Source organism: Micromonospora sp. I033 (assembly GCF_053890995.1).
In genome coordinates, this window is record NZ_JBSSLX010000096.1 from 1 (window position 1) to 19,844 (window position 19,844).

General features: G+C 73.7%; 21 protein-coding genes and 1 riboswitch. Of the genes, 11 read left to right on the forward strand and 10 right to left on the reverse strand.

The genetic code is table 11. The features are described from left to right. The 4 genes from ACW0Q9_RS17330 to ACW0Q9_RS17345 all read left to right on the forward strand — a co-directional run. On the forward strand, positions 1 to 375 hold a 375-nt coding region (locus ACW0Q9_RS17330), incomplete at its 5' end, for a hypothetical protein (RefSeq protein ID WP_456182500.1). Positions 376 to 444: 69 nt separating this feature from the next. Then, positions 445 to 1,161: a helical backbone metal receptor gene (locus tag ACW0Q9_RS17335; RefSeq protein WP_456182502.1), complete on the forward strand. Its 717-nt coding sequence runs from the start codon at positions 445 to 447 to the stop codon at positions 1,159 to 1,161. A gap of 153 nt (positions 1,162 to 1,314) precedes the next feature. Then, a complete protein-coding gene (locus ACW0Q9_RS17340; protein WP_456182504.1) occupies positions 1,315 to 1,890 on the forward strand; it encodes a DoxX family membrane protein in 576 nt (191 codons plus the stop codon). Positions 1,891 to 2,064: 174 nt separating this feature from the next. After that, positions 2,065 to 2,433, forward strand: a complete 369-nt coding sequence (locus tag ACW0Q9_RS17345; RefSeq protein ID WP_357340560.1) for an FKBP-type peptidyl-prolyl cis-trans isomerase — start codon at positions 2,065 to 2,067, stop codon at positions 2,431 to 2,433. A gap of 60 nt (positions 2,434 to 2,493) precedes the next feature. Here the strand turns inward: ACW0Q9_RS17345 and ACW0Q9_RS17350 are convergent, their stop codons facing one another. Then, positions 2,494 to 2,847: an anti-sigma factor antagonist gene (locus tag ACW0Q9_RS17350; RefSeq protein WP_456182507.1), complete on the reverse strand. Its 354-nt coding sequence runs from the start codon at positions 2,845 to 2,847 to the stop codon at positions 2,494 to 2,496. Positions 2,848 to 3,031: 184 nt separating this feature from the next. On the opposite strand from ACW0Q9_RS17350, the gene ACW0Q9_RS17355 reads away from it, so the two are divergent. Further along, entirely contained in the window at positions 3,032 to 4,051 is a 1,020-nt protein-coding gene (locus tag ACW0Q9_RS17355) for an SMP-30/gluconolactonase/LRE family protein (RefSeq protein WP_456182509.1), read from the forward strand. Positions 4,052 to 4,105: 54 nt separating this feature from the next. Here the strand turns inward: ACW0Q9_RS17355 and ACW0Q9_RS17360 are convergent, their stop codons facing one another. The 5 genes from ACW0Q9_RS17360 to pdhA all read right to left on the reverse strand — a co-directional run bounded on the left by ACW0Q9_RS17360 (position 4,106) and on the right by pdhA (position 10,997). Continuing rightward, a complete protein-coding gene (locus ACW0Q9_RS17360) occupies positions 4,106 to 5,374 on the reverse strand; it encodes an Ig-like domain-containing protein (RefSeq protein ID WP_456182511.1) in 1,269 nt (422 codons plus the stop codon). A gap of 197 nt (positions 5,375 to 5,571) precedes the next feature. Further along, the gene (locus tag ACW0Q9_RS17365) at positions 5,572 to 7,251 is read right to left on the reverse strand and encodes a right-handed parallel beta-helix repeat-containing protein (RefSeq protein WP_456182513.1); all 1,680 of its coding nucleotides are present in this window, start codon (positions 7,249 to 7,251) and stop codon (positions 5,572 to 5,574) included. Between the two features lie 97 nt (positions 7,252 to 7,348). Then, positions 7,349 to 8,734, reverse strand: coding sequence for a dihydrolipoamide acetyltransferase family protein (locus ACW0Q9_RS17370; protein WP_456182528.1), 1,386 nt, complete (start codon positions 8,732 to 8,734; stop codon positions 7,349 to 7,351). Between the two features lie 53 nt (positions 8,735 to 8,787). Next, a complete protein-coding gene (locus ACW0Q9_RS17375) occupies positions 8,788 to 9,792 on the reverse strand; it encodes an alpha-ketoacid dehydrogenase subunit beta (RefSeq protein ID WP_107079570.1) in 1,005 nt (334 codons plus the stop codon). Continuing rightward, positions 9,792 to 10,997, reverse strand: a complete 1,206-nt coding sequence (gene pdhA / locus ACW0Q9_RS17380; RefSeq protein ID WP_456182530.1) for a pyruvate dehydrogenase (acetyl-transferring) E1 component subunit alpha — start codon at positions 10,995 to 10,997, stop codon at positions 9,792 to 9,794. Before pdhA ends, ACW0Q9_RS17375 begins: the two co-directional genes overlap by 1 nt. A gap of 72 nt (positions 10,998 to 11,069) precedes the next feature. Here pdhA and ACW0Q9_RS17385 point away from each other — a divergent pair, with 72 nt between their 5' ends. Beyond that, positions 11,070 to 11,576 (forward strand): Lrp/AsnC family transcriptional regulator, encoded by a 507-nt coding sequence (locus ACW0Q9_RS17385; RefSeq protein ID WP_456182515.1) that lies wholly within the window; start codon positions 11,070 to 11,072, stop codon positions 11,574 to 11,576. 3 nt (positions 11,577 to 11,579) lie between these two features. Here the strand turns inward: ACW0Q9_RS17385 and ACW0Q9_RS17390 are convergent, their stop codons facing one another. The 3 genes from ACW0Q9_RS17390 to ACW0Q9_RS17400 all read right to left on the reverse strand — a co-directional run bounded on the left by ACW0Q9_RS17390 (position 11,580) and on the right by ACW0Q9_RS17400 (position 13,287). Then, complete coding sequence (locus ACW0Q9_RS17390) at positions 11,580 to 12,554, reverse strand: DNA polymerase domain-containing protein (protein ID WP_355342820.1); 975 nt, start codon at positions 12,552 to 12,554, stop codon at positions 11,580 to 11,582. 44 nt (positions 12,555 to 12,598) lie between these two features. Next, a complete protein-coding gene (locus ACW0Q9_RS17395) occupies positions 12,599 to 12,928 on the reverse strand; it encodes a hypothetical protein (protein ID WP_355644428.1) in 330 nt (109 codons plus the stop codon). A gap of 128 nt (positions 12,929 to 13,056) precedes the next feature. Next, entirely contained in the window at positions 13,057 to 13,287 is a 231-nt protein-coding gene (locus ACW0Q9_RS17400; RefSeq protein ID WP_393017660.1) for a hypothetical protein, read from the reverse strand. Between the two features lie 146 nt (positions 13,288 to 13,433). Between ACW0Q9_RS17400 and ACW0Q9_RS17405 the strand changes: the two genes are divergently transcribed. The 4 genes from ACW0Q9_RS17405 to ACW0Q9_RS17420 all read left to right on the forward strand — a co-directional run bounded on the left by ACW0Q9_RS17405 (position 13,434) and on the right by ACW0Q9_RS17420 (position 17,273). After that, positions 13,434 to 14,165 (forward strand): histidine phosphatase family protein, encoded by a 732-nt coding sequence (locus ACW0Q9_RS17405; protein ID WP_456182518.1) that lies wholly within the window; start codon positions 13,434 to 13,436, stop codon positions 14,163 to 14,165. Further along, positions 14,149 to 15,012, forward strand: coding sequence for an NAD(P)H-hydrate dehydratase (locus tag ACW0Q9_RS17410; RefSeq protein WP_456182520.1), 864 nt, complete (start codon positions 14,149 to 14,151; stop codon positions 15,010 to 15,012). Before ACW0Q9_RS17405 ends, ACW0Q9_RS17410 begins: the two co-directional genes overlap by 17 nt. Positions 15,013 to 15,158: 146 nt before the next feature. Next, positions 15,159 to 16,664, forward strand: a complete 1,506-nt coding sequence (locus tag ACW0Q9_RS17415; protein ID WP_456182522.1) for a S8 family peptidase — start codon at positions 15,159 to 15,161, stop codon at positions 16,662 to 16,664. Between the two features lie 108 nt (positions 16,665 to 16,772). Further along, entirely contained in the window at positions 16,773 to 17,273 is a 501-nt protein-coding gene (locus ACW0Q9_RS17420; protein ID WP_091305905.1) for a hemerythrin domain-containing protein, read from the forward strand. A gap of 60 nt (positions 17,274 to 17,333) precedes the next feature. Here ACW0Q9_RS17420 and ACW0Q9_RS17425 read toward each other — a convergent pair whose 3' ends face one another. Beyond that, entirely contained in the window at positions 17,334 to 18,137 is an 804-nt protein-coding gene (locus tag ACW0Q9_RS17425) for an SDR family NAD(P)-dependent oxidoreductase (RefSeq protein WP_456182524.1), read from the reverse strand. 160 nt (positions 18,138 to 18,297) lie between these two features. Further along, a riboswitch (ZMP/ZTP riboswitch) is annotated at positions 18,298 to 18,387 on the forward strand. An 18-nt stretch (positions 18,388 to 18,405) separates the two neighbouring features. Between ACW0Q9_RS17425 and ACW0Q9_RS17430 the strand changes: the two genes are divergently transcribed. Continuing rightward, complete coding sequence (locus ACW0Q9_RS17430; protein WP_456182526.1) at positions 18,406 to 19,842, forward strand: glycine hydroxymethyltransferase; 1,437 nt, start codon at positions 18,406 to 18,408, stop codon at positions 19,840 to 19,842. Positions 19,843 to 19,844: the final 2 nt, after the last annotated feature.

A 19,844-nucleotide genomic window follows, 5' to 3' on the forward strand; every position in this document is an offset into this window, starting at 1 on the left:
GCCGTCGGCGGGCTGCTGCTCGCCCTGCTCGGGCACCGGCTGCTCGCCGTCGGCCTGCGGGTGCCGGACCGGCTCGGCGGGACGCTCGCGCAGCCCGGGGACGGGACGGGCCGGACCCGGGTGGCCTGCGGGGTGCTGACCGGCGCGCTGGAGCGCGACCTGCTCCGGGCGCCCGGGGTCCGCCGGGCCCGGGTGGTGCTGACCGGCCCGGTCAGCGGACCGGACGTGTGGGTGGAGGTGCGCCTGGCCCCGTCCGCCGGGCTCGCCGAGGCTCGGGCGCACGTCGACGCGGCGGTACGCCGGTTCGCGGCCACGGTCGGCTGCCACCCCGCCCACCTGGACGTGACGGTGCTGGTGGACGAGACGGCGGTGTGACCGGCCCTCGGCGTCGGACCGCCGACCGTCGATGCGCGACGATGGGCCGGGGACGAGGGAGGAACCGTCGTGCGGGTGGTGTCGCTGGTGCCGTCGTTGACCGAGGCGGTGGCGCTGACCCGTCCCGAGGTGCTGGTGGGCGCCACCGACTGGTGCTCCTATCCGGCCGGGCTGGACGTCGCCCGGGTGGGCGGGAGCAAGTATCCGGACCTGGACCGGGTCCGCGCGCTCCGGCCCGACCTGGTGCTGCTCAACGAGGAGGAGAACCGCCTCGCCGACGCGGAGGCCCTGCGGGCGGCCGGCGTGCCGGTGCGGGTCACCTTTCCCCGTACCGTGCCGGAGGCGTTGACCCAGCTGGGCGACCTGGTCGCCGCGCTCGGCGCGCCCGGCGAGCCGGACTGGCTGCGGACCGCCCGGCGGGCCTGGGCGGCCCTGTCCGAGCCGGCGACGCCGCGCCCGGCGGTGGTGCCGGTGTGGCGGCGCCCCTGGGTGGTGCTCGGCCGGGACACCTTCGCCGGTGACGTGCTGCACCGGCTCGGCGTCGCGAACCGGTACGCCGACCATCCGGAGCGCTACCCCCGGCCGAGCCTGGACGAGCTGCGCGCCCGGGAGCCGGAGCTGGTGGTGCTGCCGGACGAGCCGTACCGGTTCACCGCCGACGACGGGCCGGAGGCGTTCCCCGGCGTGCCGGCCGCGCTGGTCTCCGGCCGGCACCTCACCTGGTACGGGCCCTCGCTGGCCGAGGCTCCCGCGCTGCTCGCCGCCCAGCTCGCCGCGGCCACCTGAGCTCCACCGAGCGCCCGACGGGCCGACCGGACCGGGCCGGGAGGGGACCAAGGTCCCGGTCGGGAGGGCACCGGTCGGCCCTGCTCGCCGGCCGCCCGCGGCGGTGGAATGGAGGTGCCACCGGAAAGGCGCGGTGCGAGGACACGAAGGGACGTGGAGACCATGACCGCGACGATCGAGCGGATCACCGCCAACACCATCGCTCCGGCGGCCGAGACCAACCGGGACGGTGCGACCACCCGGCGCAAGGCCACCCGGTACGTCTTCGCCGGACTGCGGATCGCCCTGGGCTGGACCTTCCTCTGGGCCTTCCTCGACAAGCTGTTCGGCCTCGGGCACGAGACCGCGGCGAAGAACGCCTGGCTCAACGGCGGCAGCCCGACCGAGGGGTTCCTGACCTTCGGCGCGGCCGGCCCGTTCCAGGGGTTCTACCAGGGGATCGCGGGCGCCGCCTGGGCGGACTGGCTGTTCATGCTCGGCCTGCTCGGCGTCGGCGTGGCGCTGCTGCTGGGCATCGGCACCCGGGTCGCCGCGGTCGCCGGCGGGCTCCTGCTGGTGATGATGTGGACGGCCGTGCTGCCCCCCGAGAACAACCCGTTCATGGACGACCACCTCATCTACGCGGGCCTGCTGGCCGGCCTGGCCCTGGTCGACGCCGGTGACACCCTCGGCCTCGGCCGGGCGTGGGCGAAGCTCCCCGTCGTCCAGCGGCTCCCCTGGCTGAAGTGAGGTCACCGCGGGCGGTACCCACCGGGCGGGCGTCACCGGGAGGCGGTGCCCGCCACTTCCGTGCCGCCCACCGGTCCCCGCCGCCACGCCGCGACGGGGACCGACGCGTATCGGCCGGCCGCGATCCGGCAGGATCGACGGGGACCGCATCGTCAGCACCGAGGAGACCCGCTCATGGAGAAGCCCGAGGTAGGCCCGATCGAGGGCGCGCCGCCCGCCGATCTCGTCATCGAGGACATCACGGTCGGCGACGGCCCGGAGGCCCGCCCCGGCCAGCTGGCCAGCGTGCACTACGTGGGCGTGGCCCACTCGACCGGCCGCGAGTTCGACGCGTCGTGGAACCGGGGCGACACGTTCGAGTTCCCGCTCGGCGGCGGCCAGGTCATCGCCGGCTGGGACCAGGGCGTGGTCGGCATGAAGGTCGGCGGCCGGCGCCGGCTGACCATCCCGCCGCACCTGGGCTACGGCGCCCGGGGCGCCGGCGGCGTGATCAAGCCGAACGAGACCCTGGTGTTCGTGGTGGACCTGGTCGGCGTCCGCTGACCCGTCAACCGTTGGCAGGGCCGTCGGCGGCACGCCGGCGGCCCTGCGGCGTCCGGCCGGTCAGGCCGCCGCGCAGGTGACCAGCTCCCGGGCCGACTCGCGGACCGGCAGCACCCGGTGCAGGCCGGTGGCGTGGAGCACCCGGGCGACCACCGGGTCGGGGTCGACCAGCACCAGCTCGCCGCCGCGGGCCCGGACCCGCAGGTGGGCGGCGACCAGCGCGCGCACCCCGGCGGCGGAGAGCAGCCGCACCCCGGACAGGTCCAGCCGCAGCACCGGCCGGGCCGGCGCCGCCCAGAGCGCGGCCCGGAACGACGCCACGGTGGCGATGTCGATCTCGCCGACCGCGCGCAGGTCGACCGCGTGGTCGCTCACGCTCATCGCCACGTGGAACCGGTCGCCACTCTCTCCCATGTCCCCGAACCTATCCCCCACCACCGACAGTTCCGGCCGCCCGCGACGGGGTTCCGGGTAGGTCCCGGGTGGCGACCCTGAGCGGCCTCGGGGTCATCCCGCAGGCGCCCGCGCGGTCCGGATCCCCGGCGGGACACGCCGCCGGTACTCCCGGCCGGGGGCATCGGCGGGGAAGAATGGCCGGATGGTCGTTCCCCGCCCGCGCGCACCCCTGCTGATCCGGCCGGTCCGTGAGCCGGCCACCGTGCCACCGCCGCTGGACGGCCCGTGGGCCCCCACCGACGCCCGGCTGGACCGGGCCGACCTGCTGCCGCTGCCCGACGGCGCGCACGGCCCGGAGGACGTGCTCATCGACCCGGACGGCCGGGTGGTCAGCGGCGACGAGGACGGCCGGCTCTGGTGGTGGCCGGCGGACGCCCCGGCCGGCACCCGTCCCACCCTGCTGGCCGAGACCGGCGGCCGGCCGCTCGGCATCGAACTCGACCCGCTCGACGGCGGGCTGGTGGTCTGCGACGCCTACCGGGGGCTGCTGCGGGTCACGCCGGACGGGGCGGTGCACGAGTTGACCGGCACGGCACCGCCGGTGCACCTGGCCGACAACGCCGCGGTGGCCCGGGACGGGACGATCTACTTCACCGACTCCTCGGACCGGTTCCCGCTCTCGCACTGGAAGCGGGACCTGCTGGAGCACCGGCCCAACGGCCGGGTGCTGGCCTACGACCGGCGGACCGGGCGCACCGAGGTGGTGGCGGGCGGGCTCTACTTCCCCAACGGGGTGGCGCTCACCCCGGACGAGTCCGCGCTGATGCTGGTCGAGACGGCCACCCACCGGCTGCTCCGGGTGGACCTGCCCGACGGCCGGGCCACCGTGCTGGCCGACCTCCCGGCCTACCCGGACAACGTCTCGGCGGTGGGCGACGGGACGTACTGGATCGCCCTGCCCAGCCCCCGGTTGCCGATCATGGAGAGGCTGCTGCCGCATCCCCGGGTGCGCCAACTCGTCGCGCTGCTGCCGGGCGCCGTGCAGCCGCAGCCCCGCCGCTACGGGCTGGTCGCCCTGGTGGACGGCGCCGGGCGGGTGCTGCGCACGCTGCACGGCCCGAGCGGGGCGTACCCGATGGTCACCGGCGTGCGGCAGCACGGGCGGCGACTCTGGCTCGGCAGCCTGACCGCGACGGGCGTGGCCCGGGTCGACCTGGACTGAGCCGGGCCGGCCCGCGTTCCCGCGGGCCGGCCCGGCTGTGTTCCTCCCCGGTGGTCAGCCGCCGCTGTTGCTCTTGGACGGGGTGGGCGCGGGTGCCACCCCGGCCACCGCGCCCGGGTGCGGCGTGGGGCTGTGCGTGGGCTTCAGCCCGGCCGGTACGGGCAGCGCGCTGCCCTTGACGAACTCGTCCCAGCCGACGTTCCAGGCCGTGAAGCCGTTGCCCTGATCCAGCTTCACCTCGGTGCCCTTGACGGTCACCAGGTCGCCGACCTGGGTGACGCCCATCAGCCAGTCCGCCGCGGCGGCGGAGACGTTGGTGCAGCCGTGCGAGACGTTGATGGAGCCCTGGTCCCCCTCCGACCACGGCGCGGAGTGGATGAACTCGCCACCCCAGGTGAGCCGCTGGGCGTCCTCGACGTCGACCACGTAGGGATCGGCCGATCCCCGGGTGTCGAAGGTGGTCTGCTCGAACTTCTCCATGATCACCATCTTGCCGCTGGAGGTGGGCGTGCTCGACTTGCCGAGGCTCACCGGGACCTTGCGGAGCAGTTTGCCGTCCCGGAAGACGGACATCTGCTTGGTGGCGTTGTCGATCTCGAGCGAGACCTGCCGGCCGACCTTGCCGGTCGCGCTGTGGTCGGCGTCGCCGATGGCGTCCTTGCCGATCGGCAGCCCCTGCAGCGCGCTCCTGACGCTGATCTTCGTGCCGGGCTTCCAGAAGTCGGGCGCCCGGTATTCGACCTGCTTGCCGTCCGACATCCAGGACCAGGTGCCGGGCTGCGGCGGGTCGGTCTTCACGAACAACCGGCGCTGCACGTCCGCTCTGGCCTCTTTAGGAATTGGCGGATCGAATGCGACGACCACCGGCATGGCCGTCCCGTATGTCTGCTTGTCGGTGAAATAGAGTTCGCTGGTGACGGCCGGCTTGGTCGATTTCGCCGCCGTGGTGAATGTCGTCTTCTGCGTGGTGGTCCGCCCGGAATCGCCGGTCGCGGTCACCTCCGCGGTGTACGTCCGCGAATTCTCCAACGGCCGGTCCGGCACCCAGCCCGACCCGTCCTCGCGCGGCTGCGCGGGCACCGGTCGGCCCTTGTCGTCGGTCAGCTTGACCGCGGTGACCTTTCCGCCGCTGACCGTGGTCCCCACCTCGGCGCTGACCGGGACGCCCTTCGTCCGGTCCGCCGGGCTCAGGGTCACCGACGGCGCGGCGGCCGCCTTGCCGTGCTTCACGGCCTCCCGCTGGTCGGCGGTGCACCCGCCGACCACCAGCGGTGTGGCTGCGATGGTCACCGCCAGCAGCGTCATTCGCCGCCTCACGTCCATATTCCGCACCCCATTTCCACTCCCCCCATGACTCACATTCTGTACGGGCCTCCGGACGTCGTGGCATATTCGGCGGAATTGCTTGGGGTGGCCGACTTACATTTCGGCGCGGGCGTACGGAAATGGGAATCGGCGACCTCGACGGGCCGCTCGTCACGGGCGCGGCCGATTGCCCCGGACGCACCCGGACGCCCGCTTCACGCCCAGTCGTCGTCCTCGTGGTTGCCCGCCCAGCGCCCGCCGATCGGCGGCGTGTCCAGCCGGGTGGGCGCGACCGCGTTGCCGGCCAGGTCGTTGTCCTCGACGCGGCAGCTGACGCAACTGCCCGCCGCCGTGATCCAGAGCCCGTGCGTCTGGGTGGTGGGCTCGTGGCTGTCCCAGACCCGGTTGCCCCGGATGGTGGCCGAGTCCATCGCCGCGTTCACGGTGATGCCGGCCCGGGTCGCCGGCGGCGCGGGAATCTCGTAGTCGCTGCCCGGTCTCGGGGTGTCCCCGCTCCAGGCGGTGAAGGAGTCCGGGCGGACCGGGGCCAGGTGCAGCTCGTTCTCGTCGTTCGCGGCCACCACGGCGACCCGCTTCCCCACCCGGATGGTCTTGCCCCGGTGCTCGTCGGCCCGCCAGGTCGCCCGGCGGTCGACCACCGACTTCTCGGTGTACCGCACCGCGTCGCCGCCGCCCCGCTCCCCGGGCCCGCACTGGCGGCCGTTCGCCCGGATCCGGTTGTTCAGGATCATCGCGTCCCGGACGGGCCGGTCGAAACGGACTGCGTCCAGGCTGTTGCCGTAGAAGTCGTTGCTCTCGAGGACGATCTCCCGGGCGCACTCCTGCCCCGGGTCGCCCAGACTGCGCTGGTGGTAGCCGTACCGGCCGTTGCCGCTGATCCGGTTGCCGCGCACGGTGTACGGCCCGGGGGTGTTGCCGATGCTGATCCCGTCGCGCAGGTTCCCGTCGATGACGCAGTCGGTGAGGAGGCCGCCGCGACCGGCCGTGCCGGTGGTGCCCTTGGCGGAGACCTGGAAGCCCGCGTCGAGGTTCCCGACCAGCGTGCAGGCCGAGACGACGAGACCGTTGGCGCCCCAGTCGGCGATGCCGAACCGGTTGCCCTCGGCGTGGCAGCCGACCACCCGGATACCCCGCGGCCGCAGCCCGCCCTCGACCTGGAGTTCGAAGAAGATCCCGCTGGTGCCGTTGCCGACCGCGGAGCAGTTCACCACGTTGACCCGCTCGACGCTGCCCCAGCCGCCGATCCCGATCCCGACCCCCGCACCGCCCATCTCGGTGCCGTTGTCCAACCGCCCGCACCCGGCCACCAGCACCCCGTCGATCAGGCAGTCCTGGAGGAAGTCGCAGCCCAGGCCGGTCGCCGCGGTGTGGTGGATGTAGAGGTTGCGGAACATGCCCCGGACCACGTACTGGAGGCCCAGCCCCTTGGCGAGCGGGTTGTACTCGGCCATCGCCACCCCGGACCCGTCGATCTCGAAGTCGGCGAAGGTGCAGTGGGCCAGGTGCCGCTCCCGGTTCGCCCCGTGCAGCGCGGCGGTGTAGAACGCCAGCGGGGTCGGGTCGACCCGGTTGCCCGCGTTGCTCAGCACGAACCGGGTGGCGCCGGGGCCCGCGCCGATCAGCGAGACACCGGTCCGCCAGACCGTGCCGGCGTCCCGGATCGAGTACACCCCGGGCGGGCAGTAGATCACCCGGGCCCGTCCGTCGGCGACGTACGCGTCCCCGAGCCGGTCCACCAGCGCGGCGAGGGCCGGCTGGTCGTTGGTGGTCCCGTCCCCGGTCAGCCCGTGCTCCCGCGCGTCGCACATGAGCGGCGCGCCAGCGACCGGATGCGGGCGCACCCCACCGGCCGAGGACATCTGCGGATACGTCATCCGTGCCTCCCCGTCGGCGACCGGGCTGGTCTTCCCGGTCCGGCGGCGGGGAAACAGCGGGTGCGGCCCCGGCCCCGAGCGGGGCCGGGGCCACCGCTCAGACGTTCGCCACCAGGAGGGCCGGCTGCTCGACGCAGTCGGCCACGTGCCGCAGGAAGCCGCCGGCCACCCCGCCGTCGCAGACCCGGTGGTCGAAGGTGAGGCTGAGCTGCGTCACCTTGCGTACGGCGAGCTGCCCGTCGACCACCCAGGGCTTGTCCACGATCCGGCCGACGCCGAGCAGCGCCGCCTCCGGGTGGTTGATGATCGGGGTGGAGCCGTCGACCCCGAACACCCCGTAGTTGTTCAGGGTGAAGGTGCCGCCGGTCAGCCGCGCCGGCGGCAGGGTGCCGGCCCGGGCGGCCGCCGTGGTCTCGGCGAGGGCGGCGGCCAGCTCCCGGGTGGTGAGCCGCTGGGCGTCGCGCAGCACCGGGACGACCAGGCCCCGGTCGGTCTGCGCGGCGATGCCCAGGTGCACTCCGGCCGCCTGGACGATCCGCTGCCCCTCGGTGTCCACGTGGGCGTTGAGCTGCGGGTACTTCCGCAGCCCGCTGAGGCAGATCCGGGCCAGCAGGGCCAGGATGCTGACCGGGGCGTCCGGCGTCGCCGCGTTGATCGCGGCCCGGGTCGCCAGCAGCCCGGTGGCGTCCACGTCCACCCAGATGGTCACCTCGGGGATCTCCCGCCGGCTGCGGGAGAGCTTGTCGGCGATGACCTTGCGGATGCCGGTCAGCGGGATGACCACGTCGCCGTCCCCGGCGGGGGCGAGCCCGACGTGGGCGGCCGGGGCGGCCGGCACGGCGGCGAGCGCCGCGGCCGGCGCGGCGAGGGCGGCCTCCACGTCGGCGCGGCGGATCACCCCGCCGGGGCCGCTGCCCCGCAGCCCAACCAGGTCGACCCCCCGCTCCTTCGCCAGCCGCCGGACGATCGGCGAGATCACCAGCGGGGCGGTGCGCTCCTGGGCCGGGGCGTCCGCCGCGTCGGCGGCGGTCCCGGTGGTCGGAGCGGTGGCCGGTGGGTCGGCGGGCGACGGCGCGCCGGCCTCGGGCTCGGGGGCCAGGGCCAGGCGGGGGCGACGTCGCCGCCGGCCCGAGCCGCCGTGGCCGGTGCCGTACCCGATCAGGACGTTGCCCGAGCCGGCCCGCTCCTCCTCGCGGTAGGTGGCGTGCGGGTCGTCACCGCCGGCGCCGTCGAGCGGGGCGATGGTGATCAGCGGCTGGCCCACCGGGCGCACCTCACCCGCCGCGCCGTGCAGGGCCACGACCCGGCCGGCGTACGGGCAGGGGACGTCGACCACCGCCTTGGCGGTCTCCACCTCCACCACGGTCTGGTCCACGGTGACCACGTCGCCGACGGCGACCCGCCACTCGACGATCTCCGCCTCGCTCAGTCCCTCGCCCAGGTCGGGCAGGAGGAAGTCGCGCGTGCCGGTCACGGTGGTCATGCCGTACCGGCCGGGCACGCCCTCACGGCCCTCGCTTCGCTCGGTGCGTTCGCTCATGCCGCCACCCACCGCTCGTCGGGCTGGTCGTCCCACTGGAGCCGGGCCACGGTGTCCAGCACCCGGTCGACCGAGGGCAGGTGGGTGTGCTCCAGCATCGGCGCCGGGTACGGGATGTCCAGCCCGGACACCCGCAGCACCGGGGCGTGCAGGGCGTGGAAGCAGCGCTCCTGCACCCGGGCGGCGATCTCGGCGCCGACCCCGGCGAAGCCCTGCGCCTCCTGGATCACGACGCAGCGGCCGGTCTTCCGCACCGAAGCGGTGACGGTGGCGTCGTCGAACGGCACGATGGTGCGCACGTCGACCACCTCGAGGTCCCAGCCCTCCTCGCGGGCGGCCTCGGCGGCCTCGAGCGCGACCGGCACGGCCGGCCCGTACGCGACGAGGGTGGCGTCGGTGCCGGCGCGGCGCACGACGGCCTTGCCGAACGGCGCGGTCCGGGCCGGCAGCTCGGCCTCGGCGCTGGAGAAGTAGAGCTTCTTCGGCTCCATGAACACGACCGGGTCGGGGTCGTCGATCGCCTCGCGCAGCAGCGAGTACGCGTCCTCGACGGTGGCCGGGGTGACCACCTTCAGGCCCGGGGTGTGCGCGTAGTAGGCCTCGGACGAGTCGCAGTGGTGCTCCACGCCGCCGATGCCGCCGGCGTACGGCACCCGGATGACGATCGGCACGCTGAGCGCGCCCCGGGTCCGGTTGCGCAGCTTCGCCACGTGCGAGGCGATCTGCTCGAACGCCGGGTACGCGAACGCGTCGAACTGCATCTCGACCACCGGGCGCAGCCCGGACATGGCCAGGCCGACGGCGAAGCCGACGATGCCGGCCTCCGCGAGAGGGGTGTCGAAGCAGCGCTTGTCGCCGAACCGGGCCTGGAGCCCGTCGGTGATCCGGAAGACGCCGCCGAGCTGCCCGACGTCCTCGCCGAAGACGACCACCCGCTCGTCGTCCAGCATCGCGTCGGCGAGCGCGGCGTTGAGCGCCTTCGCCATGGTCATGGTGGCCATCAGGCGTCCCCCTCCTCGGCGCGGGCCGCGGCCAGCTCGGCGCGGACCTGTTCGCGCTGCTCGACCAGTTGCGGGGTCGGCTCGGCGTAGACGTGGTCGAAGAGGCTGAGCGGGTCGACCTCGGGCTGGGCGTTCATCCGGTCGCGCAGCGCGGCGGCGTACGCCTCGGCCTCCTCGGCGATCGCGGCGACCACGGCGTCGTCCAGCACGTCCCGGTTCCGCAGGTACGCCTCGAGCCGGGCGATCGGGTCGCGGTCGCGCCACGCCTCGACCTCCTCGGCGTCCCGGTAGCGGGTCTGGTCGTCGGCGTTGGTGTGCGGCTCCATCCGGTACGTGTGCGCCTCGACCAGGTACGGACCCTTGCCGGCGCGGGCGTGCGCGACCGCGCGGTTCAGCACGGCGAGCACGGCCACCGGGTCGTTGCCGTCGACCTGCTCGCTGGGCACGCCGTAGCCGACGCCCTTGTAGGCCAGGCTCGGCGCGGCGGTCTGCCGGGACAGCGGCACGCTGATCGCGTACTTGTTGTTCTGCACGAAGTAGACGACCGGGGCCTTGAACACGGCGGCGAAGTTGACCCCCTCGTGGAAGTCGCCCTCGCTGGTGGCGCCGTCGCCGATGAAGGCCAGCGCCACGGTGTCCCGTCCCTGGTACGACTCGCCGTAGGCCAGCCCGGCGGCGTGCACGCACTGGGTGGCCAGCGGGGTGCACTGCGGCGCCGTGTGCACGGCCGTCGGGTCGTACCCGCAGTGCCAGTCGCCGCGGAGCAGGGTGAGCACCTCGACGGGGTCGATGCCGCGGGCGGTCAGCGCCATCGACTCGCGGTAGGTGGGGAACACCCAGTCGGTGTCGCGCAGCGCCAGCACCCCGCCGACCTGGCAGGCCTCCTGGCCGCGCGAGGACGGGTAGACGGCGAGCCGCCCCTGCTTGGTCAGCGCGGTGGCCTGGACGTCGAAGCGACGGCCGACGACCATCCGGCGGTACATCTCGCGCAGCGCCTCGACCGGCGGCTCCGGGTAGTCGTCCCGGGCCGGCAGCGGGGTGCCGTCCGGGTTCAGCAGTCGGACCGGCTCGGTGCGCGGCAGCAGGCCGGCCGACGGGTCTTCGGCGGCCGGGGTGGCCGGCCGGCGGGTGCGCGGGGATGCCCTGCGGACCGCCTGGGGTGTGGTCGTCACGGCGGGGACCTCCTGGACGTGTGGTGGCCCTATGCTCCTGCTGTCGGATGATTGACTCAACATCCGGCGTGAACGCGGGACGAATGGCACGGGAAGGCGGGCTTCATGAGCCAGGAGACCGGAACCGCACCGGGCACGGCGGGCGGAACGGGACGTTCGGCCGGGCCGCTCGACGAGGTCGACCGGCGGATCCTGCGCGAACTGACCGAGGAGGCCCGGCTCTCCGTCCGCACGCTGGCCGACCGGGTGCACATCTCGCGCACCAACGCCTACGCCCGGGTCGAGCGGCTGCTGCGGGACGGGGTGATCACCGGCTTCCGGGCCCAGGTGGCGCCCGAGCCGGCCGGGCTGGGCACGTCGGCGTACATCGCGCTGACCATCGAGCAGAACACCTGGCGCGAGGTCTCCGCCGAGCTGGCCCGGGTGCGCTACATCGAGCACGCGGCGCTGCTCAGCGGCGAGCACGACGTGCTGGCCCTGGTCCGCGCGCCGGACAACGCGACCCTGCGGGACGTGGTGCTGGACCGCGTGCAGAGCATCGCCGGGGTGCTGTCGACCCGGACGTGGCTGGTCTTCGAGGAGTTCGACGGGACGCTGAGCCCCTGGCAGTAGCTGCTACCGCTCGGGCGGGGCCTCCAGGCCCTCCCGGTCCGCCAGCTCCAGCAACGGCTCCAGCGAGAACCGCCGCTCGTCCAGGCCGGCGTGCGGGTCGCCCCGCTCGGCGAACCGGGCCGGCAGGCTGACCACGTCGAAGTCCTCCGGCCGCGCGTCGTCCAGCTCCGCCCAGTCCAGCGGCGCGGAGACCAGCGCCCGGGGGGTGGGCCGGATCGAGTACGCCGAGGTCACGGTGTGGTCGCGGGCCATCTGGTTGTAGTCGACGAAGACCGGCCGGTCCCGCTGCTCCCGCCACCAGGTGGTGGTGACCAGGTCGGGCAGCCGGCGCTGCATCTCGCGGCCCAGCGCCAGCACGGCGCGCCGGCAGTCGCCGAAGCTCCACCGCGGCTCGATCGACAGGTAGACGTGGATGCCCCGGCCGCCGGTGGTCTTCGGGTAGCCAACCAGACCCAGCTCGTCGAGGAACGCGCGGACCTCGTGGGCGACCGGCACCACCTGGGCGAAGTCCACCCCGGGCATCGGGTCCAGGTCGATGCGGAGCTGGTCGGGGCGTTCGACGTCGCCCGCCGAGACCGGCCACGGGTGGAAGCGCAGGGTGCCCAGGTTGGCCGCCCAGATCACCACGGCCAGCTCGCTCGGGGCCACCTCGTCGGCGGTCCGGCCGCTCGGGAAGGTGATGTGCGCGGTGCGCACCCAGTCGGGCGCCCCGGCCGGCAACCGCTTCTGGTAGAAGGCGTCGCCCTTGTTGGTCTGCCGGGTGGCGATCTTCGCGCCCTCGAACACGCCGCGCGGCCAACGCTCCAGCATGGTCGGCCGGTCGCGCAGCGCGCGCAGGATGCCGTCGCCGACGGCGAGGAAGTAGCGGACCACGTCCAGCTTGGTCAGTCCGCGTTCCGGGAAGTAGGGCTTGTCGGGGCTGGAGACGCGGACCAGCCGCTCCCCCACCCGGATCTCCTCGGCCGCCGTGGTCGCCACGCCTCACACCGTACGACGCGGGCGGTTCCGGCGCGGGGATCTCGTCACGTGATGAGCAGGACCCCGACGATGATCAGCGGCACCGAGACGAAGAGGAAGATGCCGACGCCGGTGAGCACGCGGCCCCCGCCGCCGTCCTCCCGCTCCGGGGCCAGGCCGAAGGTGGACCGGGCCGGCAGCATGCCGATCCGGCTCAGCGTCAGGTCACCGGTCATCCCGATCACCGCGCCGACCAGCATGAACGCCACGCCCAGCCGGTGGACGAAGTCGCCGCCGCTGACCCCGACCCAGATGCCCACCGCGATCCCGATCGTCACCACCGCGATCAGGAAGAGCACCAGCGCTTCCCGCAGACCCCTGATGACCGTCGCCATGTCGCCTCCCCGCGTCCGGGCCCACCCCGGTACGCCGGACGACATTGTGCCCGGTCGATGCCACCACGCGCCGCGCCGGACACGCCGGTGGCCGGGTGGGCGCGCCCACCCGGCCACCGGCGCAACGGTCAGCCGTTCTCCTTCTGGAGCCGGTCCATGAGCATCTTCTTGCCCTGGTCGGCGGCCTTGCGGTTGTTCTCCTGCATCTTGCGGAACCAGGTGGCGAGCTCGGTGTCGCCCCGGTCCTCCGCGTCGGCGATGTACGTCTCCATGTGCCAGACGTGCTTGAGTGACATCTGCACCGCGTGGATCAGGTCGTAGTTCTTGTCCTTCACCGGGCTCTCTGGCTGTCGGACCATGGTCGCCACGGCACACCTCCCCTGTGTCGGCTTCCGGTTAGCCGACCGCGCTTACCCGCCCGGCCGCCGTTCACGCCCACCGGGCCTGCCGGGCCGCCGCCGACCGGCACGGTTACCCGCCGGACAGCCCGGGTACCGCAGGGCGCATGGCGGAACTGGCAACCCTCTGGATCGTCCGGCACGGCGAGAGCACGGCGAACGTCGCGGCCACGGCGGCCGAGGCGTCCGGCGCCGAGCTGATCGACCTGACCCATCGGGACGCGGACGTGCCGCTGTCGCCGACCGGCGAGGAGCAGGCCCGGGCGACCGGTCGGTGGCTGGCCGGGCTGCCCGAGGCGCGCCGCCCCGACGTGGCGGTGGTGTCGCCGTACCTGCGGGCGGTGCACACCGCCGAACTGGCCCTCGCCGGCACCGGCGTGCCGGCGAGCCGCGACGAGCGGCTTCGTGACCGGGAACTGGGCATCCTCGACGGGCTGACCGGTCACGGCGTCCGGCGGCGGTATCCCGACGAGGCGGCGCGCCGGGCCCGGCTCGGCAAGTTCTACTACCGCCCACCGGGCGGCGAGTCCTGGACCGACGTGGCGCTGCGGCTGCGCGCCCTCCTCGGCGACCTCCGCCGGGACCACGCCGGCGGCCGGGTGCTGCTGTTCGGCCACGACGCGCTGGTCTTCCTGCTGCGTTACCTGGTCGAGGGGCTCACCGAGGCGGACCTGATGGCGCTCACCCGGGAGCACGTCATCGCCAACTGCTCGGTCACCGGCTGGTCGGCCGACGCCACCGGCCGGCTGACCCCGGACGTGTTCAACGACGTCGCCCACCTGCACCAGCAGGGGGCGCGCCCGACCAGGGAGGACGAGGTCCATGCCGAGCCGGTCTGAGGTCATCACGCCCGCGCTGCTGCGGGACTGGGCACTGCCGGTGCCGACCGGCGGCAAGGAGGCCCGGGGCACGGTGCTGGTGGTCGGCGGGTCCCGGTTCACCCCCGGCGCGGTGCTGCTGGCCGGGGTGGCCGCGCTGCGGGCCGGCGCGGGCGTGCTGCAACTGGCCGCCGCCGAGTCCACCGCCGCCGCGCTCAGCATCCAGGTGCCCGAGGCGCTGGTGGTCGGCCTGCCGGAGACCGCCGACGGCGCGGTCCACGGTGGCCCGGGCGACCTGCTCGACGGCCTGGTCGCCGAGGCGGACGTGGTGGCGGTCGGCCCCGGCCTGAAGGACATCGACGCGACGCGGGCGCTGCTGCACCAGGTTCTCGACGCCGCCGCCCCGGAGACCTCGCTGGTGCTCGACGCGTACGCCCTCGGCGCGCTCAGCCACGAGCCGGACCTGCTGGTCGGCTCGGGCCGCAAGGTGGTGCTCACCCCCAACCTCACCGAGGCCCGGCACCTGCTCGACCGGGAGCCCGGCGACGACCTCGACGCGGAGGCGATCGAGCTGGCCCGCCGGTACGACGCCGTGGTCTCCCTCTACGGCCACATCGCCACCCCCGACGGGCGGGCCTGGCGGGAGGAGAGCGGCGACGCCGGCCTGGGCACCTCGGGCAGCGGGGACGTCCGGGCCGGGCTGCTCGCCGGGCTGCTCTCCCGGGGCGCCGAGCCCGCGCAGGCCGCGTGCTGGGCCGCGTTCGCCCACGCGGTAAGCGGACAGCGCCTGGTCCCCCGGTACGGCCGGATCGGCTTCCTCGCCCGCGAGCTGCTCGACGAGATCCCCTACACGGTGGCCACCGTCTGACGGTTGTTGTTCATCCGTTCGGATGTGTGTAACACCACACCCGCTCCCTACGCTGGTTGACCGAAGGCAAGCAACCTGCTCGTCTTCCGCCGGCCCGCTTCCCACCACGAAGTGGGGTCGGCCGGATCGGCCCCCTGGGAGTCTGTGTGAAGAACCTCCGTCGCAAGACACTGGCCGCCGCGTCCGCCGCGACGCTCGGCGTCGGCCTCGCCCTCACCGGCGGGCTGGCACCGGCGGCGGCCGCCGGACCGGACACCTCGTATCTGGTCCTCGCCCCGCAGGGCGCCAACACCAGCAAGGCCGCCGCCCGCGTGGCGGCCGCCAAGGGCACCGTCGTGGCCACCTACGACCAGATCGGCGTGCTCGTCGTCCGCTCGACCAACCCGGACTTCGCCACCCAGGTGGCGGGGGCGGGTGTCGAGTCGGTCGCGTCCACCGCCGGCCTGGGCACCGCCCTCGACGAGGGCGAGACCGTGGAGGTCTCCGCGGCCGACGTCGCCAGCGCCACCGGCGACCCGACCAAGGAGCCGCTCTACGGCCAGCAGTGGGACATGAACATGATCCACGTCCCGCAGGCCCACGCGGTCACCACCGGTAGCGCGAACGTCGTCGTCGGCGTGCTGGACAGCGGCATCTCCAGCACCCACCCGGACCTGGCGACCCAGATCGCCAAGGACAAGAGCACGTCCTGCATCGGCGGTGTCGTCGACACCACCGAGGCGGCGTGGAACCCGACCACCAGCGACCACGGCACCCACGTGGCCGGCACCATCGCCGCCGCCATCAACGGCGTCGGCGTGACCGGCGTCGCGCCGGGCGTCAAGGTCGCCGCCGTCAAGGTGGTCAACAACGACGGCTACATCTACCCGGAGGCCGCGGTGTGCGGCTTCCTCTGGGCCGCCGACCACGGGATGCAGCTGACCAACAACAGCTACTTCATCGACCCGTGGGAGCTGAACTGCCGCAACGACGCGCGCCAGCGTCCGGTGTGGCAGGCCGTGCAGCGGGCAATCCGCTACTCGCAGTCCAAGGGCGTGCTGAACGTGGCGTCCGCGGGCAACTCCAACTACGACCTGGCGCACAAGATCACCGACACCGGCAGCCCGAACAACGGGACGCCGGAGGAGCGCGAGAACCTCACCAACGCCTGCCTCGACCTGCCGGCCGAGGCGCCGGGCGTGGTGACCGTCTCCGCCGTCGGTCCGACCGGTGCGAAGAGCTACTACTCCTCGTACGGCCAGGGCGTGGTGGACGTGACGGCGCCGGGTGGCGACACCCGGTTCCGGACCCAGGGTGCGCGGTCGACCTCGACCGACGCCATCCTGTCGACCACCTTCAACACCACCACCCGGACCAACGGGTGGGGGTACAAGCAGGGCACGTCGATGTCCGGCCCGCACGCCACCGGCGTCGCCGCGCTGGCCCTGTCGGCGCACCCCGGCATGACGCCGGGCCAGCTGGCCTCGTTCCTCGAGCGCACCGCCGTCGCCCAGCCCTGCCCGGACGGGGTCTACGACCCGGTGCCGAACTGGCCGACGCCGGTCCCGCCGGCCACCTGGCCGACGAACATCGGCCCGTCCTACTGCTCCGGCGGTGAGCGGAACGGCTTCTACGGCGCCGGCATGGTCGACGCGTACAACGTGGTCAAGTAGCGGCAGCACCACGGTGGGGCCCGGCGACGTGTCGCCGGGCCCCATTCGTTTGTCCTGGTCGGGACGGGGGTAGGGGGGCGTTATCAACCGACTCTAGGAGGTACCCCGGTGTCCACCGATGCGATCGTCCTGCTCAAGGAGGACCACAAGGAGATGCGCCGCCTGTTCAAGGCCTTCCAGGACGCCGAGGAGGGCCCGGCGAGCGAGCGGCAGAAGCTGGTGAAGCAGATCCTCGAGGCCCTGACGGTGCACACCTACCTCGAGAACGAGGTGATGTACCCGGAGGTCCGCAAGCTCGTGCCCGACGTCGAGGACGACATCCTGGAGTCGTACGAGGAGCACCACGTCGCCGACGTGCTCTGCTTCGAGCTCTTCACCATGGACGCCGACGACGAGCGCTTCAACGCCAAGACGACGGTGCTGATCGAGAACGTCCTGCACCACGTCGAGGAGGAGGAGCAGGAGTGGTTCCCCAAGGTCCGCGAGGCGCTCGGCCGTAACCAGCTCCAGGAGATCGGCCAGCGCATGATCGACCTGCGCCCGAAGGCGCCGAAGACCCCGGCCGCCCCGAAGGCGCTGAAGAAGTCGCTGGACGCCGTCATCGCCTGACCCGGCAGACGTGACGGCGGGACCCGGCCGAGGCCGGGTCCCGCCGTCGTTCCCGTCCGCTCAGTCCCCCGAGCCCGGCTCGGCCATCTTCCGGTGCTGCTCCGCCTTCAGCCGGTCCGGGACGATCTTGCCGGCCGCGGTCTGGAGCTTGTTCACGAACGAGCCGGCGGACACCTTGTGCTCCCCCTTCATGAGGGCCTCGAAGGCGTCCTCGGCCACCGCGCGGGGGTCGTCCTTCTTCCCCTGGCCGACCCGGGTGTCCTCCATGTGGGCCCGCTCGAAGAACTCGGTGTCGGTCGGCCCGGGCATCAGCGAGGTGACCGTGACCCCGGTGTCCTTCAGCTCGTTGCGCAGCCCCTCGGCGAACGACTGCACGAACGACTTCGAGGCGTTGTAGACGGCCTGGAAGGGCCCCGGCATGGTCGAGGCGATCGACGAGGTGAACAGCACCCGCCCCGCGCCCCGCTCGACCATTCCCGGCAGCAGCCGCTTGGCCAGGTGCACCGTCGAGCGCACGTTCAGGTCGACGATGGTCAGCTCGTCGCGCAGGTCGGTCCCGCCGACGAAGTCCCCGCCGGCGCCCCGGCCGGCGTTGAGCGCCAGCGCGTCGACCGGCCGGCCCAGCTCCGCCACGGCCCCGGCCAGTTGCTCCACCCCCTCGGGGGTGGCGAGGTCCGCCCGGACCGGATAGGCCTCCGGGCCGTTGTCCCGGCGCAGGTTCCGCGCCGCCGTCGCGATCGCCGGGTCCTCGGCGGCCACCACCACGTCGTACCCGTGCTCGGTGAACTGGGCGGCCAGCTCGTACCCGATGCCGCTGGACGCCCCGGTCACCACTGCGAGCGGACGCCCGGTCGGTGTGCTCATGTCTGCTCACTCCCCTCGTCGGCGGGCGCGGTCCGCACGCACCGTGACCGGCCCCGATGGTGACGTGCCCACCGCGGGGGCGGCTAATCCCGCATCCGGGCCCGGCCGACACCCGGTGGCCCGGTCACCCCCGGCGGCCCGGGGCCCACCCGGTAGGATCGGCGCGGGCCGTTACTGGCGCGTGGGGATGGAGAACCATCGGGGAGCGGCCCCGTCACGAGGACGCATGCCGAGCGCCTGGGCCTTCCGCACGTCACCAGGAGGTCGCATGTCGCTGAACGCCGAGTCCACCGCCTTCCGCAGCGCGCTGGAGGTGATCCGCGCCGTCGAGCCGCGGGTGGCGGACGCCATCGGGGCCGAACTGGCCGACCAGCGCGAGTCGCTCAAGCTCATCGCCAGCGAGAACTACGCCTCCCCGGCCACCCTGCTGGCCATGGGCAACTGGTTCAGCGACAAGTACGCGGAGGGCACCGTCGGCCGCCGCTTCTACGCCGGCTGCCAGAACGTCGACACCGTCGAGGCGCTCGCCGCCGAGCACGCCAGGGAGCTGTTCGGCGCGGCCCACGCGTACGTGCAGCCGCACTCCGGCATCGACGCCAACCTGGTCGCCTTCTGGGCGATCCTGGCCGACCGGGTCGAGTCCCCGGCGCTCAGGAAGGCCCAGGTACGCCAGGTCAACGACCTCACCGAGGCGGACTGGTTCGCGCTGCGCCGCGAGCTGGGCAACCAGCGGATGCTCGGCATGTCGCTGGACGCCGGCGGTCACCTCACCCACGGCTTCCGGCCGAACATCTCCGGCAAGATGTTCGACCAGCGCAGCTATGGCACCGACCCGGCCACCGGCCTGGTCGACTACGACAAGGTCGCCGAGGCGGCCCGCGAGTTCAAGCCACTGATCCTGGTCGCCGGCTACTCCGCGTACCCCCGGAAGGTCAACTTCCGGATCATGCGGGAGATCGCCGACTCCGTCGGCGCCACCTTCATGGTCGACATGGCGCACTTCGCCGGGCTGGTCGCCGGCAAGGTGTTCACCGGCGACTTCGACCCGGTGCCACACGCGCACATCGTCACCACCACCACCCACAAGTCGCTGCGCGGCCCGCGCGGCGGCATGGTGCTCTGCGGCCCGGAGCTGGCCGACCAGGTCGACCGGGGCTGCCCCATGGTGCTCGGCGGCCCGCTGCCGCACGTGATGGCCGCCAAGGCCGTCGCCCTGGCCGAGGCGCGCCGCCCCGACTTCGGCGACTACGCGCAGCGCATCGTCGACAACGCCCAGGCGCTCGCCGAGGGGCTGCTGCGCCGGGGCGCGAAGCTGGTCACCGGCGGCACCGACAACCACCTGGTGCTCATCGACGTCTCCGGCTACGGCCTCACCGGCCGGCAGGCCGAGCAGGCGCTGCTCGACTCGGGCATCGTGACCAACCGCAACGCCGTCCCGCAGGACCCGAACGGGGCCTGGTACACCTCCGGCATCCGGATCGGCACCCCGGCGCTGACCACCCGCGGCCTGGGCGCCACCGAGATGGACACCACCGCCGAGCTGATGCACACCGTGCTCAGCCAGACCACCCCGGGCGCGAACGCGGACGGCACCCCGTCCAAGGCCAAGTACGTCCTGGACCCGGCCCTGGCCGAGACGGTGAGCAAGCAGGCCAGCGACCTGCTCACCAGCTTCCCCCTCTACCCCTCCGTCGACCTGGGCTGACC